Raw genomic sequence first — 17,286 nt, 5'->3', positions numbered from 1 at the left:
ATTTCAATTATTTATAACAATTAGCTAATTTACAAATACATTTTCTCTTTAAAGCACTTTGAATAACCCATGAAATTAAATATTGCTGTTTTACCTGGAGATGGTATTGGACCAGAAGTTACTGCACAAGCCGTCAAGGTTTTGAAAGCCATAGCCATGGAATTTAACCATGTATTTACTTTCAGAAAAGCACTTGTGGGCTCAAGTGCCATGGATAAAACTGGAAATCCGTTACCAGAAGAGACCGTTAACATTTGTAAAGAAGCTGATGCTGTTCTATTTGGAGCTATTGGTAGCCCTGCCTATGATCATGATCCAGATGCCAAAGTAAGACCTGAACAAGGTCTTTTGGGCATAAGAAAAGCTCTTGGTTTGCATACTAATATAAGACCTGTCATAGCCTATGAAGATTTACTAAACAAATCTTCACTAAAAGTTAAGCAGATAAAAGATACAAACCTTGTCATTTATAGAGAACTTACCGGAGGTATTTATTTTGGAGAAAGGCATTTAAGTGACGATGGTAACACGGCTTCAGATGTTTGCACCTATCAGCGTTTTGAAATAGAACGTATTGCTCATGGCGCTTTTAAGGCGGCACAATCAAGAAAACGAAAATTAACCTTGGTTGATAAAGCAAATGTTCTGGAAAGCTCAAGGCTTTGGCGCCGTATAGTTAAAGAAATAGCGCTTCAATATTCTAATGTTGAAGTGAGTTATATGTATATTGACAATGCAGCTATGGAGCTGATTATTAACCCAAGACAGTTTGATGTTATTTTAACCGAAAATATGTTTGGGGATATTTTATCAGAAGAAGCAAGTGTTATTGTAGGATCAATAGGATTATTGGCCTCTGCTTCTTTAGGTGATAAGCATGCCATGTTTGAGCCCATTCACGGAGCTTATACAAAAGCAGCTAATAAAGGTATTGCAAACCCCATTGCCTCTATTTTGTCGGCCGCTATGTTACTGGATCATTTTGGGTTAGATGATGAAGCAGCTCTGGTACGCGAAGGTGTAGATAAATCGTTGAAACTTCATATAACCACTCCCGATTTAAATAACAAATATGACAATATAAGTACTACTAAAGTAGGTGATTTTATTGAAGATTTTATTAATAATCCCGATGAAACAAATCTAAACTTTACTAATATACATTTAGGACAATCCACTATTATTTAATTATTTGAGTTAGTCAACAAACTATTAAACTGAACATAATGGGACGTCCAAAAAAAGCGCATTTTTTTACAAATGCGCTTTATTTTTATACCTAGTACGATATTCTCATATTGAATTCCGTTCACTCAAACTAAATTTAACCTTAATCTTTAATCATACAGCCTAAATTACTCTGGTTTATAGGTTCGAATGTATTCAAATTTAGAAGTTGAACGTGCTTCACTAATAACAGAAGGATCAGTTGTATAATCCTCAACCTGCCCTACTGTCTCTCGCCAAGGTTGTGCCGCAGCCGATATAATAAGATACATATCCTTATTTAAACCTGTGCCATTTGTATAGTTCAACGGATCTATTTCATCAGTAGGTGTTTCTCTTACTAATTCGCCATCAACATAATATTTAAGTGTCCAAGGATCTAACCACAGTATTCCATAATTATGATAATCATCTGCCCACTGTGTTCCTTTTCCATCAGCATAATAGGTTTCTGGCCCTTTGGGTTGATAATCTTGAAACGGATCTCTTATAAACGTATGATGACTTAAATGTAATCTTTTTGAAAAATAATCGTTGTCTTTACTACCATAAGCTTCCAAATTATCTATTTCCTGAGTAGAGTCTTCACTTAATAGCCATACAGCCGTAGCTAACGATGATTCACTTATTTTTGCCCGCGCTTCCATATATAGCGGATATCCTACTTTGGCTTTTGATGTTACACAACCCGTATGCACATTATTACCATCAATAGTCGCTTTATACACAAGTTTACCATCTTGTATTGAAGAATTTTCCGGAGTATAAACCGTTGATGTTGTAGCCGTACCAGACTTTTTAGGTCCTGTCCAGCCATTGAAAAACGAATCTTGCCAATCATCTGAAAATTGAGAATCAGTCTTATCACTATATTCAAACTCATTGGAAAACTCAGGTTGAATAACCCACATTTTTCCATTACCAGGATCTGGTAAAAAAGCAACTGGGCTCGGTGCTTTATCTGTGGTAATATCTTTTTGATCTCCATAAATTGTTTCAGAATTACTAGACAAATAGGCTCTGAAATAGTATTTAGCATTACCTTTTAATTCTGAAATGGTAGTAGTAAAATCATTTGACGTTGATGAAACCACTTGTTTGTTATCATTAATTGTAGGAAGCTCTGTTTCGGCCCAAACGACACCTTGCTCTATGCTCTGAAAATCGTCATTCCCATAGGAAATAGTTCCTCCTACTAAAACGTCTGAATAGACGGCGGTTTTCTCTGGAATTTTAGTATTAACCATTGTTAGAATTGGGGTAACTTCAGGATCATCTTCTGTGGCGTCACTTTTACTGCATGAAGCAAAAATGATTAAACTACAACATAATGTTAGGGGCAAATATTTATTAAGCATAATATATTGAAAAATTATTTTAGTAAAAATACCAACTCAGCTTCAATTACAAGGAAGCTAACACTGGAAAAAAACTAAACTTTCAATAAATTATCCCAATTACCGATGTCTATTTTTACCGATTGAACGAAATTAATGACTCATTCTATAAGAGTACATGCCATAGGTTGTTTCTCTAATTTTTTCAACCAACGCTTCGTAAGGATTATCACAAACATCAACAAGCCCAATATTATAATTTTCACCATCAAACCTTCCAGTGAGCGGTTCATCGATATACTGAAACCAATGCGCACCAATAACTGAAGGGTTTCTTAATGCACCTTGAATGTAGCTTTGATACTTTTCACCTCTATCCTCCTGACTTTCTGCTTTCTTAACACCTGCATGAAACATACCTCTATCAACAGCTCCAAAATGAAATTCACCAATTAAAATGGGTTTATCTACACCTTTTGGCAGACCGATATTTTCTACGCTATACTCATATTTATTGAAGCTCATAATATCCATATACTTGCTTGCTGCCGTTAACACCACATCATTATTAGCCCAAGCAAAACGACAACCTAAATAATTTTGTTTAGGTGCAATTATCTGCAATTCTTCCTTTATGGTCTTAAAATACGTTTCAGCAATTTTTCTATAAAAATCGACTAAATCTGGCATAGCTTTATTCATATCTGGTGTTTCAGTTGATTTAAGCAAAGCTTCCCAGGATTGATGTGACGTTCCCCAAGATTGATTCAAAGCTTGTATAGTGGTATACTTATCTGTTAAATCTTGAACGAAAACATGTTTTGCAATTTGTGTTTCAGGGCTCCTCAACACACCAATGGACAATGATCCCAAATCACCCCAAGACAATTCATTATCCACAAAGTAGCCGATGCACCAAGCATCATAAGCGCCTTCTTTTTGAGATGCCATTGATGCCTTAACAGCCTTTTCAAATTTTGGATCAAACACATCATGAAACCTTCCCCAAAATCCTTCAGATCCTTGAATTTTTGGTGTATTCCTAATCCAAATAGATCCCACATATGCCGTTTTTTGTTGTCTGGTTGTCCAAATATCAGAAACAAATCCAATCGTATTTAATCCCCAGCTCTTAAACCTTAAATGTGCTAAATCTGAAAACTTATACTGCCAATCATAGTCAAACTTTTTAAACAAATTACTCTGATAAAAATTAAAAGATGTATATGAATCTATTTTACTGTAAAACCCATGAGAAGCTCTTCCGCCTTCACCATAAAACTTAGCATACTCGCCCTCTGCTTTTGGTAATGTCTCAAAATAATGTTCTCTTCCTGAAGTCCCTGTATGTGCACTATTTGGAGAAACACAATTCACCCCAGCCGTCCAAAACAAATACCCTTCCGGATCAACCAGCCACCATTTACCTTTGTACTTCTCTGTTCTAAAAAAGCCTGTGGCTTCTAATTTAGGACCACCTGTCCAGCCTCCATAAGTTCCTCTTTCCTCTGGCCCACTCTTTTCCAAGAGCTTTTCTAAATTAACTTCTGCCACTTGTTTTAATTCTTCTTCAGCATGTATTTTTCCCTTCCAATCGTTGTGTTTATATTGGCCAAACTTGTCTACAAATGGAAAAAAACCTGAAGTATCTCGTACTTCTAATTTGCCTTCGGCTCGAATATTATCAATAGTAAATGTATTATTTGATGAGGCATAACGTGAACAAAAGCTTATTTCTTTAATAGCATCAATATCTGTTTTCAATGAACCAGGTATACCCCGCATGCCTTCAACTTTCAATTGAGGCGAAAACACCCATGGTGTCCAGGCTAAATCAACTGTTATTGCCTTTTTCTCACCCGGATTTAAATCTACGTAATCTGAACAATACCATTTAATTAAACCATCTGGATCATCGCCTACAAACATTTCAACTTGCATGTAAGAATCACCAATATTAGCAACATCAGCTTTTACTTGATGGTATCCTTTTAAATCCCAATTTACATTATCTGGTTGTTTTAAAACAATAGTAGGTTTCGACACCTGATGCCCTGTTTTTACCTGTAACAATTTAGTTGTCCCAGACTCAATTACTTTGTATGACGCGTCTACAACTCCTTCTACTTTTAACTGATTCTCTTGTTCAAAATCAAAAAGCACATACTCTTTCGTTTCATCTATTTGCTTCTTACAAGAAAGAAAAACTGAAAAAGAAAATAATAACAAAAAAATACGGTGGTGTATGCTATTCATTTTGAGTCTAATTTAGTTGATGCATAAATATAATCTTCAAAAAAATAAAAACAGATTCTTGTACTTTACAAAAACTGTACAAGCGCTACAACCAAACACTTAATCAAATGAATACAGTGTGATTTACAAAAAAAGTTGGGTTTTTAAACTATTAAAGATTGCTTAACCAAACGTGTAATCTATCAGTCCAGGTCTCTAAATACGCATTCCCCACAGCTAAACCATATCCGTGGCCACCAAAAGGATACACATGTAATTCAGCCTTAACACCATGATTATTTAAAACCTTATATAATTGCAGACTATTCTCTACCGGCACTGCTTTATCATCACCAGAATGTACTATAAATGTTGGAGGTGAATTTTCAGTAACATGAAGTTCATTTGAGTACTGGTGTTTCAGATTTTCATCGGCATCTTTTCCCAACAAATTGTTGCGAGATCCTTTATGGGTGTAATCATGTTTCAAGGTAACTACGGGATATATCAATATAGAAAAATCTGGTCTGGCTGAAATGGTATCTAAGGGTTGTTCTTCAAACTCATTTTGTTTGTTAAACTGTGTACTTAATGTGCCCGCCAAATGACCTCCAGCAGAAAATCCCATAATACCAATTTGATCTGGTTTTATATTAAACTCAGCAGCGTGATATCTCACCCATCTCATAGCACGTTGCGCATCCTGCAAAGGCGCTTTATGCGGTACTTTTAATGATTTGGAAAGTGGTAACCTGCTTTTTAAAACAAATGCTGCAATACCTTTACTATTAAACCATTTGGCAACATCTGTCCCTTCCCAATCATATGATAAACTGCGATACCCGCCGCCAGGACAGATTATTACACCCTGTCCTGTGGCACTTTTTTTGGCTGGCAGAAAAATTTGTAATGTTGGTGTTTTTACAAGTGTGATTCTTGTAATGTCTGTTTTTTCAACCACCTCCTCTTGTTCTGTTTCTTGGCTATTGGGTATGTTACTATCCCAAATTTCTATCGTTTTAACCTGTGCATGCCCCATATTAAGTCCAATAAAACAAAACCATAAAAAAAATAGTCTCATATCCTTACTACTCTCTATTTAGGAAATTTATCGCGTATTTTATCCAAACTCAAATTATGAATGCTTCCTGTATGGGTGTGTTTTTTTGAGGTATCAGGTACATAGGTGCCATTTTGAACTTGTCCGCCAATTTTCTGATAAGCTTCTCTGAAACTTTGCCCCTCTACAACCAAGGTGTTAATATTATCAACCGTGAACAAGTATTTGTACTTATCATCATTGATATTAACATCTTTAATTATTATTTGTTGAATCGAGTAATTGAAAATATCAAGAATATCCTTTATTTCCTCAAACGCTGCAATCATATTCTCTTTTAGCAACTGAAAATCTCTGTGATAACCACTCGGTAAATTATTAGTTATTAAAAGCATCTCCCCTTGAAGCGCTTGAATTTTATTACATTTTCCTCTAATTAATTCAAATACATCTGGGTTCTTTTTATGCGGCATAATACTGCTTCCTGTGGTGAGCTCATCTGGGAAGGATATAAAATCAAAATTCTGACTCATATACAAGCAAGTATCCATAGCAAAACGAGCTAAGGTATTGCTTAAACTACCCAAAGCAGCAGCAATAGTCCGTTCATTTTTTCCGCGTCCCAGCTGTGCCGCAACGACGTTGTATTTTAATGTAGCAAAGTTCATTTCTTCAGTAGTAAATTCTCTATCAATAGGAAAAGAACTACCATATCCTGCAGCTGATCCCAAGGGATTTTGATCTACCGTTTTTAAGGCTGCATTTAATAGAAAAACGTCATCTATCATCAATTCTGCATAGGCAGAAAACCACAATCCAAATGATGAAGGCATAGCCACTTGCAAATGTGTATAGCCTGGCAATACTTTATCTTTGTATTGCTCAGCCAAATGCAACAGTGTATCAAACAAGGTCTTTGTTTTGCTTTGAATTAGCTTTAAATTCTCTTTATAATACAGGTGACAAGCCACCAAAACTTGATCATTTCGTGAACGTGCTGTATGAATTTTTTTTCCTACCTCGCCCAATGTCGCTGTTAATTCATACTCTATTTTAGAATGAACATCTTCAAACTGCGCATCGATAACAAATTCACCTGCTTCAATTTCATTTTCTAAAACTTGTAACCCTCCTAAAAGTTGTTCTAATTCTATGGTGGTTAAAATGCCAATTTTATGCAACATTTTAGCATGTGCTTTTGATGCTATAACATCATATTTTGCAATATGAATATCTATTTCTCTATCGTTTCCAACTGTAAATTGTTCTATTTTTTTATCGATAGATATGCCTTTATCCCAGAGTTTCATTATTTTCTATTTATTTGTTTATATGCTGATGTGTTAAACAATAACGCGATTCAACAATTCCACATAAATCTTTATACCTTCTTCTATTTCCTTTATAAAAATAAATTCGTTTGCCGAATGTGACCGTGTACTATCACCTGGTCCTAATTTTAATGACGGACAGAATAAAACGGCCTGATCTGATAGTGTTGGTGACCCATAAGTGGTTCGCCCCATATCAACACCCGCTTTCACCAAATCATGATTCATTGGAATACTGGATGAATTAAGCCTTAAACTTCGTGGGGTGATTTTTGTTACAGGTGCTTGTGCTTGTAAAATTTGCGCTATTTCAGCATTACTATAAGCATCGTTTACACGGACATCAATAACTAAATCTACATGACCCGGAACTACATTATGCTGCGACCCTGCATTTATTTGGGTTACCGTAAGTTTCACGTCACCTAAGGCCTCAGAGCCTCTTTCAAATTTAAAATCTTGAAACCATTTAAGTGCTTCTATACTGTTATAAATAGCATTATTATCATTGGGGTGTGCAGCATGACTGGGTGTTCCCTCAATCACAGCATCAAAAACAACAAGACCTTTTTCAGCTACTGCCAAATTCATAAGCGTGGGTTCTCCCACAATGGCTACATCTACTTTTGGAATAATGGAAAGCATACTATTCAATCCATTTGGGCCACTACTTTCTTCTTCCGCCGAAGCAACAATAACTAAATTGTATTTTAAATTTTTATAATTATAGAAATACGTAAAAGTGGCTATTAAAGCCACCAAACATCCTCCTGCATCATTACTTCCTAAACCATATAGTTTTCCCTCGTCAACAATAGCCTTAAAAGGATCATTGGTATAGGCCGAATTTGGCTTAACCGTATCGTGGTGCGAATTTAGCAATAGTGTAGGTTTGCTGTTATCAAAGTACTTATTAACCGCCCATACATTGTTTTTTGTTCTCTTATAATCTATGGCATAGCGTTTAAACCAAGCTTCTATATGTGATGCCGTAATATCTTCTTCTGATGAAAAAGACTGCGTTTCTATTAATTGTTTTAAAAGCGTTATAGCTTCTTGTGTTAACTGTTCTATCATAAAAACAAGGTTGTAAACTTTTGTTCTTTATTACTTATTACAGTTGGGTTGCCTATAAATACTCTAGACACACCTTGCTCAATAGCATGGTAGCAATTTTCTAACTTGGGCAACATACCATCATGAAAAACGCCATCGTGTTTTAACACTTGATAGGTACCTGAATCCATGTAATCAATAACCGAATTATCATCATCAACAGACATAAGCACGCCGTTTTTCTCAAAACAATAGTACAACTCAACCGTGTATAATTTTGATAAACCTATGGCTAATTCTGAAGCTATGGTATCAGCATTGGTGTTAAATAATTGACCGTTTTTATCATGGGTAATGGCACAAAATACTGGTGTAAAATTAGCTTTAATCAGTTTATTTATGCTTTTATAATTTACTTTTTTAACATCACCCACAAATCCATAATCAATAGCTTTTACTGGACGTTTTACAGATAAAATACTATTAATATCGGCACCTGTTAATCCAATAGCATCAACATGTAACGCTTGAAGTTTTGCAACAATATTTTTATTTACCAAGCCACCATAAACCATAGTGATAACCTCTAACGTATCTGCATCTGTAATACGGCGCCCATCTATCATTTTAGACTCTACACCTAACCTTGACGCTATGTGCGTAGCGCGTTTACCACCTCCATGTACTAAAACTTTATGTCCTTCTAACTTAGAAAAATGTTTTAGAAATGCATTTAAAGCCTCTTGATCTTCTATAACATTTCCTCCTATTTTTACTATTGATAATTTTTCTTTCATATTCTTTATTTTAGATTTTAAACACGTTTAAGCCTGAAACGTTATTGCAAATCTTCTAATATTTTTTTTAACACCAACTGCGCGGCATAGGTTCTGTTATTTGCCTGCTGAATTACAAGAGACGCATCACTATCTAACACCGCATCTTCAACAACCACATTTCTTCTTACAGGCAAACAATGCATAAACTTGGCATGACCCAATTTCTCGTTTGTAATCATCCAATTAGGGTCTGTGTTTTTTATTTGACCATAATCTTCATAAGAGCTCCAGTTTTTGGTATAAACAAAATCTGCTCCTATAAATGCTTCTGCTTGATTATGATATATAGGCGTGTCTTTAGTTATTTCAGGATTTAAATTATACCCCTCTGGATTGGCGATTACAAATTCAACATCCATTTTTTGCATGGCTTCTACAAAACTATTTCCAACGGCATGTGGCAAAGCTTTCACATGTGGTGCCCAACTTAATACCACTTTAGGTCTTGGTTTTGTTGTATACTCCGAAATGGTTAAGGCATCTGTTAAACCTTGTAAAGGATGTCCTGTGGCACTTTCCATATTTACAATGGGTACCGAAGCGTATTTAGCAAAGGCATTTAATACCTGCTCACTCTCATCTTTCGCCTTATCGGTTAAAGTTGGAAATGCTCTAACCGCAATGATATCACAATACTGAGATACCACAGCCGCCGCTTCTTTAATATGCTCGGCGGTGTTTCCATTCATCACTGTACCATCACCAAATTCAATACCCCAAGCATCACCAGAAACATTCATAACAATCGGGTTCATTCCTAAATTTAAAGCGGCTTTTTGAGTACTTAATCGCGTTCGTAAACTTGAATTAAAAAAAAGCAAGCCTAAGGTTTTGTGTTTACCTAATTCAACATCACCCAACGGATTTGATTTAATGGCTTTAGCCGCCTCAATCCATGCATTAATATCATCTATATCTTGAATAGAAATGTAATTCATCTTAATTATTTTATTTTGGTAAACAGTACTTTATTTTGCATTGCATTTACTATAAAGTTATCTTCTAAACCGTTTACAATCCATGTTTCTATGTTTGCTTTTTTAGCTAAGGAAGCGGCTTCTATTTTAGAAGCCATACCACCACTTCCATGCGAGGATTTTGAACTCACTACTTGTGCTCTTAACTTCTCAAAATTTAAAACCTCTTCAATGGTTTCTGGCGCTTCGTCATTTATAGAAGCTTTGGTATAAATACCATGCGTGTTGGTTGCAATAATGAATAAATCAACCCCAAGTAATGACGCTGTTAATGCCGCTAATTTGTCGTTATCACCAAACTTAATCTCATCAGTGGCTACTGTATCATTTTCATTTATAATTGGCACATAGTTATTATTCATTAATACTTTTATGGTATTCATGATATTGGTTCTACTATCTTCCTTTTCAAAATCTGAATAGGACAATAAACACTGTGAACTTAGTAAACCGTACTCTCTAAAGATTTCCTGATAAATTCTAATAAGATGTGGCTGACCAATTGATGCCAAAGCCTGCTTTACAAAAACTTCTTCTTGTTTACTCTCTAGCTTTACAAATTGCTTAGCCACTGCAATAGCTCCTGAACTTACAATAACAAACTCACAGGAATCTTGAAGCTTAGCTATTTGATTTGCAACATCTTCAATTTTTCCTCTTGAAATATTATTGGTCTCTTTGGTTAGCGTATTTGAACCAATCTTTAATAGTATGCGCTTCTTTTTTTGCATGTTTATCTTATTTGTCCATTTCCATGAACATACCATTTATTAGTCACTAAATGCTGTAACCCTATTGGTCCACGCTGATGCAACTTATCTGTACTAATAGCAAGCTCACCCCCTAAACCTAATTGTCCACCATCTGTAAAACGAGTTGAAGCATTGTGATAAACCGCAGCCGTATCTACATTAGCCATAAACAATTCGGCCTCGGTATCATTCTTTGTTATAATGGAAGACGAATGTCCGCCGGAATATTTATTGATTTTAGCGATAGTGTCTTCATTTGATGCAATTTCACCAATAACAATTTTGTAGTCTAGAAACTCTTCGTACCAGATATCTTCAGAATCAAAAGCTTTAATTTCTTCAAACTTTGACGTTTTGGCATCTCCTAAAATTTCAACATTAAACTCCTTTAATTTAGCAATCAATGTTTCTATAAACTTATCTTTATCAGGCAAATTGGCATCAATAAGTACTTTGTCAACAGCGTTACATGCCGATATTTTTGCAGTCTTTCCGTTTACGATAACATTTAAAGCAACATCTAAATCTGCCTCCTTATGTACATAAACAAAATTATTTCCGCGTCCGCTAATAATAACTGGACAGGTGGCATGTTTTTTCACAAAGGCAATTAAACGTTCCCCTCCACGAGGCACAATTAAATCTACTTTTTGTGTTGGCTTTTCTAAAAACGCTTGAGTTTCTGTCCTATTAAATTGTAAATACTCCACCCAACTGGTAGCTGCTCCATAGGTCTGCAACGCCTCATGCCATAAGGCTACAATTTTCAAATTTGAATGTAAAGACTCTTTCCCGCCTTTTAATAAAATCTTGTTTCCAGATTTAAACGCAATGCCTGCAGCTTCAACCGTTACATCTGGTCGTGATTCATAAATAATCATTACCGTTCCAAAGGATGCTGTTTTATTATAAATCTGCATACCATTTTCATGCTTAAAGCTAAAACGTTCTATCCCAACTGGGTCTTCCTGCGAAGCCAAATGAGTTACAGACTTTATCATTTCATCTACTTTTGCATCGTTAACCTTTAAACGATCAAACATAGAAATATCATCCCCTTTGTAGGCTTCTAAATCTGTTTTATTTATTTCTATTAACGCTTCTCTATCACGCTTTAAAAGTTCTGCCATTTTTAATAAAACAGCATTTCTTATTTCTATAGATAGTAAAGTATTCATTTTGTAGTTTTAATTTTAAACCTTAGCCTCAACTATTTCTGAGTTGGCTAAGACGCCTATAAGCGCTTCAAAAAACATATTTATATGCTCTTTCCTTACGGTTAAAGGCGGTAATATTCTTAATAATTTTTTATTTGAGGCACCTCCTGTAAAAATATGGTGCTCATAAATTAATTTTTTTCTGAGGTCGCCCACTTCAAAATCAAATTCAAGCCCTAACATTAAACCTCTTCCTTTTATTTTCTTTATCTGTGGAATGGTTTGAGCTATCTTGATGAAGTATTCAGACATATTAATCACATTATTCATCAACTGTTTTTCCTCAATCACATTTAGCACAGCTAAGCCTGCTGCACAAGCCAAATGATTTCCACCAAATGTGGTACCTAACATGCCAAATTTTGCCTCAATTTCTGGATGAATCAATATCCCGCCAATAGGAAAACCATTTCCCATACCTTTGGCTATTGAAATAATATCGGGTGTCACATTATGATGTTGAAAGGCAAAGAATTTACCTGAACGCACGTAACCAGATTGTACCTCATCGGCAATAAACATGGTATTATTGGCTTTACAAAGGGCATAAACTTGTTCAAAGAAATCTGATGTTCCCTGATCTAAGCCTCCTACACCTTGAATAAACTCAACAATGACTGCACAAACATCTCCTTTTTCAAGTTCTGCTTTCACGCCTGTAATATCATTCAAGTCTAAAATAGTTACTTCCTGTTGCGCATTTATTGGCGCTATAATATTAGGATTATCCGTTGCGGCCACAGCAGCCGAAGTACGCCCATGGAATCCATTTTTAAACGCTACCACACGTGATTTCCCTGTTTTAAAGGATGCTAATTTCAAGGCATTTTCATTTGCTTCTGCCCCAGAATTACACAAAAACAATTGATAATCTTTACAACCAGATAATTTTTCTAACCTATCAGCTAGTTTAACCTGTAAAGGGTTTTGTATGGCATTAGAATAAAACCCGAGCTTTGACACTTGATTTGAAACTGCCTCAACATATTTAGGGTGTGCATGACCAATGGAAATCACGGCATGACCCCCGTAAAGATCTAAATACTCAGCCCCTTGATCATCATAAACGTACACCCCTTTACCAGATACAGGGGTTACATCATATAGTGGATAAACGTTAAATAATGGCATATTAATTCTTTTTAAGTTGATTTATTTTTTCAAACGAGGCATTAATCCCTTTTATTAATGAAGAACTTAATCCTTGATGTTCCATTTCATTAAGGCCTTCAATGGTACAACCACTTGGTGTTGTAACACGATCAATTTCTTCTTCGGGATGCTTACCCGACTCTTTCAACAAACTTGCCGCACCATAACAGGTTTGCAAGGCTAACTCATGAGCTTCATGTGCTTCAAAACCTAATTGAATAGCCCCTTGAGTGGTTGCTCTTACCAAACGCATCCAAAATGCAATACCACTGGCGCAAATAACCGTAGCTGCTTGAATTTGTTCTTCAGGAATTACCATGGTAGTACCTAGCTGATTAAAAATATCCTTTGCCAATACTAAACGGTCTTGCGCTACTGTATTAGCTGCCAGGCACGTCATAGACTTACCTATTGAAATCGCGGTATTTGGCATAACTCTGATAATGTGTTTATCCCCTCCAACTATACCTTCTATTCTTGATATTTCAACACCAGCAGCAACAGACATTACGGTATGGCGATCTGTAATAAGATGTGTCACGCTCTCTAGTACGCTATTAATATGCTTAGGTTGAAGTGCAAAAATGATCATATCTGACTGCTCAACAGCTAAAAGATTATCATTCGTTACCGTCACATTTTCAAGGGTATTAAACGCATCTACATTGGCCGTATTTTTATCACTCAAATACAGCGAGGTATATGATTTATTCCCTATAAGCCCTTTAGCAATCGAGCTTCCTAAATTTCCAGTTCCAATAATGGCTATTCTCATGGTTTTCTTTTTAAAAATATGTAGCTTTTAAATGTAGCCCTGTTGTTTCCTCAAAACCAAACATTAAATTCATGTTCTGAACAGCTTGTCCTGAAGCCCCTTTCAGTAAATTATCTATAATGCTTGTTATCAATAATTTACCTTCATGTTTATGTAAATGAATCAAACATTTATTGGTATTAACCACTTGCTTTAAGTGCAAAAAATTATCTGAAACAAAAGTAAACGCACTATTTTTGTAGTAGGCGTTATAAAGCGCTTTAGCATCTTCTAAAGCACCTTCAAAATCGGTATAAATTGTAGCAAAAATACCTCTTGAAAAGTTTCCTCTATTTGGCATAAAAAGGATTTCAGAAGAAAACGTGTGTTGCAATTGTTTTACTGACTGATTAATTTCTCCTAAGTGCTGATGGGTAAACGGTTTATAATACGAAAAGTTGTTATCTCTCCAGGTATAATGTGTGGTTGCTGACAAGGACGTACCAGCTCCAGTAGCTCCTGTAACCGCATTAATATGCACATCATTATTTAACAATTCGGCTTTAGCTAACGGAAGCAAGCCTAGTTGAATGGCTGTTGCAAAACAACCTGGATTTGCAATAAAATTGGCAGATATTATCTCTTCCTTTTGTAATTCTGGCAGTCCATAAACAAAATCCTTACCGTTAAAAACTCTATCTTTTTCAAGTCTGAAATCATTACCTAGATCTATAATTTTAGTGTTTCCAGAAAAGACATTTGATTCTAAAAACTTAACTGAATTACCATGACCTAAACACAAAAACAAGACATCAACTTTAGGGTTTATGGTATCTGTAAAAGTTTTATCAAAAGACCCCACCAGATCTTGATGCACTTTACTAATTTGATTTCCTGCATTACTTGTACTAAAAACAAAATCGATCTCAGTTTCTGGATGATGAATTAATAGTCTAATAAGTTCTCCTGCGGTATACCCTGCACCCCCTACTATGCCTACTTTAATCATCTTGTTTTGAATTTACTTGTTGATATATCTTATTCTGATTCCCCAAAATCTTTATAAAGCCTTTGGCGTCATCAGCTGTCCAAGCTTTATTCTCTTCACCATAACTTCCAAACTTAGCACTCATTAAATCATGTTTAGAAGAAATACCGTCTAAATTGAAATGGTAAGGTTTTAAGGTAACAAACACATCTCCTGTAACCTTGTCTTGGCTATTCTGTAAAAAAGCCTCAATATCACGCATAACAGGATCTAAATATTGTCCCTCATGCAAGTGCATACCGTAAAAACTAGATAAATATTCTTTATGCTGCAACTGCCATTTGGTTAAGGTATGCTTTTCTAATAAGTGATGCGCTTTGATGGTAATGAGAGCTGCTGGGGCTTCAAAACCAACACGGCCTTTTATACCAACTATAGTATCACCCACATGAATATCTCTACCAATAGCATAAGCTGACGCTAAGTTATTCAACACTTCTATATTAATTTCAGGCTCATTTTCAACGCCATTAACAGCAACTAGCTCACCTTTTATGAAGGTAAGTTTTACTTTTTCTTCTTCGGCATGCTTCAATTGCGATGGATAAGCTTCATCTGGCAATGCTTTTTCAGAGGTTAAGGTCTCTGCGCCGCCAACACTAGTACCCCACAACCCTTTATTAATGGAATACTTAGCCTTTTCCCAAGACATATCAATACCATTGGCCTTTAAATAATCAATTTCTTCTTGTCTGGTTAGCTTTTGATCTCTAATTGGAGTTATGATTTTAATTTGAGGCGCTAAGGTTTGAAAAATCATATCAAATCTCACCTGATCATTTCCTGCGCCTGTACTACCATGAGCGATATACTCAGCTCCAATACTTTTAGCATACTCAACAATTTCAATAGCTTGAACAATGCGTTCCGCACTTACAGATAAGGGATATGAATTATTCTTTAATACATTTCCAAAAATTAAATACTTTACTACTTTTTGATAAAATGTAGAAACGGCATCAATATTTTTATAAGTAGACACCCCCATTTTATAGGCGTTACTCTCAATGTGATTGATTTCATCTTGGGAAAATCCTCCTGTATTAACGCTCACAGCATGCACATCATATTCTTTTGATAAACTTACGGCACAGTATGAGGTATCTAATCCTCCGCTATATGCTATAACTAATTTTTTCATTTGTCTGCTTTTTTATCTTTCTTTAGAAATAAGGCTTCTTTTATTCTTTTTAATCTTTCAACCACCTTTCTCTTAATAGGTTTTACTTCTTGTTTTTTGGCTTTTGAGTCATACAACATTCCTGTACACAAACACATTTTTCTATTGGTTCGTGTTAAAACATCATAATTTTTGCACGTTTGACATCCGTCCCAAAAGGTAGGATCGTCCGTTAACTCAGAAAAAGGCACGGGCTTATACCCCAAATCGCTATTCATTTTCATCACAGCAGGTCCTGTGGTAATACTAAAAATTTTAGCGTCTGGAAATTTATTTTTAGAGTGTTCAAACACTTTAAGTTTTATTTCTTTAGCTAGTCCTCTCCCTCTAAAATCTGGATGCACAATGAGCCCTGAATTGGCAACAAATTTACCATGCCCCCATTTTTCAATGTAACAAAAACCAGCAAACTTACCATCCTCAATAGCAATAACAGCATTACCATTCTCCATTTTGGTGGCTATATATTCAGGCGTACGTCTAGCAATACCTGTACCTCGTACAGCTGCTGACTCTGCTATGGTTTCGCAAATAATTTCTGCGTATTTTATATGTGATTTATCGGCTATTACAACCTTCATTTCCTTCTTTTGTATTGAATGTCAATTAATATTCTTTTCTTAACTGCTGAACTGGACTCACCTAATTCAATAAAAATTACACATACCCTTACGGGCGACGAGGAAATCTTCGACGCATCATATCTCGGTTAATTATGAAATTAACGTTATTTTTAAATATTATGAAAAAGAAATTGGACAATTTGAAAAAAATTAAAATGACGTTTTTAAGGTTATTCGACTAATTTAAGGCAAATTAGAAGCGGCGGCGATTGCGCACGGGCAAACCGGGTGTAGTACAACGTATTTTATTTTTTAAATTTTTCATGCCTCAAAATTAAGACTTTATTTTATAAACGCCTAAAATCAATAGCGTTTTTAGAAATATTTGTGTAAATCTCGATTTTTTTAAGATTTTATTTTAATATTTCGAAAAATACTTTGATTTCACAAAAAAAACGCACGCCTTTATAGCCTACATCTTTTACTCTAAGCATCCCAAACTAAAATTTTCAGATTATTTATCTTTTACAAGCGCTATAAAAGAGAGTCAGTCACAAT

15 protein-coding genes are annotated in these 17,286 nt (G+C 35.3%); 1 reads left to right on the top strand and 14 read right to left on the bottom strand.

The features are described from left to right. Positions 1 to 69 precede the first annotated feature (69 nt). On the top strand, positions 70 to 1,188 hold the full coding sequence (leuB, locus tag KFZ70_RS08475) for a 3-isopropylmalate dehydrogenase (RefSeq protein WP_139695227.1): 1,119 nt from the start codon (positions 70 to 72) through the stop codon (positions 1,186 to 1,188). 167 nt (positions 1,189 to 1,355) lie between these two features. Here leuB and KFZ70_RS08470 read toward each other — a convergent pair whose 3' ends face one another. The 14 genes from KFZ70_RS08470 to KFZ70_RS08405 all read right to left on the bottom strand — a co-directional run bounded on the left by KFZ70_RS08470 (position 1,356) and on the right by KFZ70_RS08405 (position 16,746). Then, the gene (locus tag KFZ70_RS08470) at positions 1,356 to 2,585 is read right to left on the bottom strand and encodes a family 16 glycosylhydrolase (RefSeq protein WP_139695228.1); all 1,230 of its coding nucleotides are present in this window, start codon (positions 2,583 to 2,585) and stop codon (positions 1,356 to 1,358) included. Between the two features lie 132 nt (positions 2,586 to 2,717). Beyond that, a complete protein-coding gene (locus tag KFZ70_RS08465; protein ID WP_139695229.1) occupies positions 2,718 to 4,820 on the bottom strand; it encodes a beta-galactosidase in 2,103 nt (700 codons plus the stop codon). Between the two features lie 151 nt (positions 4,821 to 4,971). Then, the gene (locus tag KFZ70_RS08460) at positions 4,972 to 5,880 is read right to left on the bottom strand and encodes an alpha/beta hydrolase (protein ID WP_139695230.1); all 909 of its coding nucleotides are present in this window, start codon (positions 5,878 to 5,880) and stop codon (positions 4,972 to 4,974) included. Between the two features lie 14 nt (positions 5,881 to 5,894). Beyond that, positions 5,895 to 7,169, bottom strand: coding sequence for an argininosuccinate lyase (gene argH, locus KFZ70_RS08455; protein ID WP_139695231.1), 1,275 nt, complete (start codon positions 7,167 to 7,169; stop codon positions 5,895 to 5,897). 33 nt (positions 7,170 to 7,202) lie between these two features. Next, complete coding sequence (locus KFZ70_RS08450; protein ID WP_139695232.1) at positions 7,203 to 8,267, bottom strand: M20 family metallo-hydrolase; 1,065 nt, start codon at positions 8,265 to 8,267, stop codon at positions 7,203 to 7,205. Beyond that, positions 8,264 to 9,043 (bottom strand): acetylglutamate kinase, encoded by a 780-nt coding sequence (argB, locus tag KFZ70_RS08445; protein ID WP_139695233.1) that lies wholly within the window; start codon positions 9,041 to 9,043, stop codon positions 8,264 to 8,266. Before argB ends, KFZ70_RS08450 begins: the two co-directional genes overlap by 4 nt. A gap of 41 nt (positions 9,044 to 9,084) precedes the next feature. Further along, positions 9,085 to 10,023: an N-acetylornithine carbamoyltransferase gene (locus KFZ70_RS08440; RefSeq protein ID WP_139695234.1), complete on the bottom strand. Its 939-nt coding sequence runs from the start codon at positions 10,021 to 10,023 to the stop codon at positions 9,085 to 9,087. Between the two features lie 5 nt (positions 10,024 to 10,028). After that, positions 10,029 to 10,793, bottom strand: coding sequence for a glutamate 5-kinase (gene proB / locus KFZ70_RS08435; RefSeq protein ID WP_139695235.1), 765 nt, complete (start codon positions 10,791 to 10,793; stop codon positions 10,029 to 10,031). A gap of 2 nt (positions 10,794 to 10,795) precedes the next feature. Beyond that, a complete protein-coding gene (locus KFZ70_RS08430) occupies positions 10,796 to 11,992 on the bottom strand; it encodes a glutamate-5-semialdehyde dehydrogenase (RefSeq protein WP_139695236.1) in 1,197 nt (398 codons plus the stop codon). Positions 11,993 to 12,007: 15 nt separating this feature from the next. Beyond that, positions 12,008 to 13,162 carry an aspartate aminotransferase family protein gene (locus tag KFZ70_RS08425; RefSeq protein WP_139695237.1) on the bottom strand — a complete coding sequence of 385 codons (1,155 nt, stop codon included), beginning with the start codon at positions 13,160 to 13,162 and terminating at the stop codon, positions 12,008 to 12,010. Position 13,163: 1 nt separating this feature from the next. Beyond that, positions 13,164 to 13,958, bottom strand: a complete 795-nt coding sequence (gene proC / locus KFZ70_RS08420) for a pyrroline-5-carboxylate reductase (RefSeq protein ID WP_139695238.1) — start codon at positions 13,956 to 13,958, stop codon at positions 13,164 to 13,166. 10 nt (positions 13,959 to 13,968) lie between these two features. Next, a complete protein-coding gene (gene argC / locus KFZ70_RS08415) occupies positions 13,969 to 14,946 on the bottom strand; it encodes an N-acetyl-gamma-glutamyl-phosphate reductase (protein WP_139695239.1) in 978 nt (325 codons plus the stop codon). Further along, complete coding sequence (locus tag KFZ70_RS08410; protein ID WP_139695240.1) at positions 14,939 to 16,126, bottom strand: argininosuccinate synthase; 1,188 nt, start codon at positions 16,124 to 16,126, stop codon at positions 14,939 to 14,941. Before KFZ70_RS08410 ends, argC begins: the two co-directional genes overlap by 8 nt. After that, complete coding sequence (locus KFZ70_RS08405; RefSeq protein WP_139695241.1) at positions 16,123 to 16,746, bottom strand: GNAT family N-acetyltransferase; 624 nt, start codon at positions 16,744 to 16,746, stop codon at positions 16,123 to 16,125. Before KFZ70_RS08405 ends, KFZ70_RS08410 begins: the two co-directional genes overlap by 4 nt. Between the last annotated feature and the right edge of the window lie 540 nt (positions 16,747 to 17,286).

This window comes from Allotamlana fucoidanivorans (assembly GCF_045788535.1).
Lineage (GTDB): Bacteria > Bacteroidota > Bacteroidia > Flavobacteriales > Flavobacteriaceae > Allotamlana > Allotamlana fucoidanivorans.
This window is presented reverse-complemented; position numbering and strand designations above follow the sequence as displayed.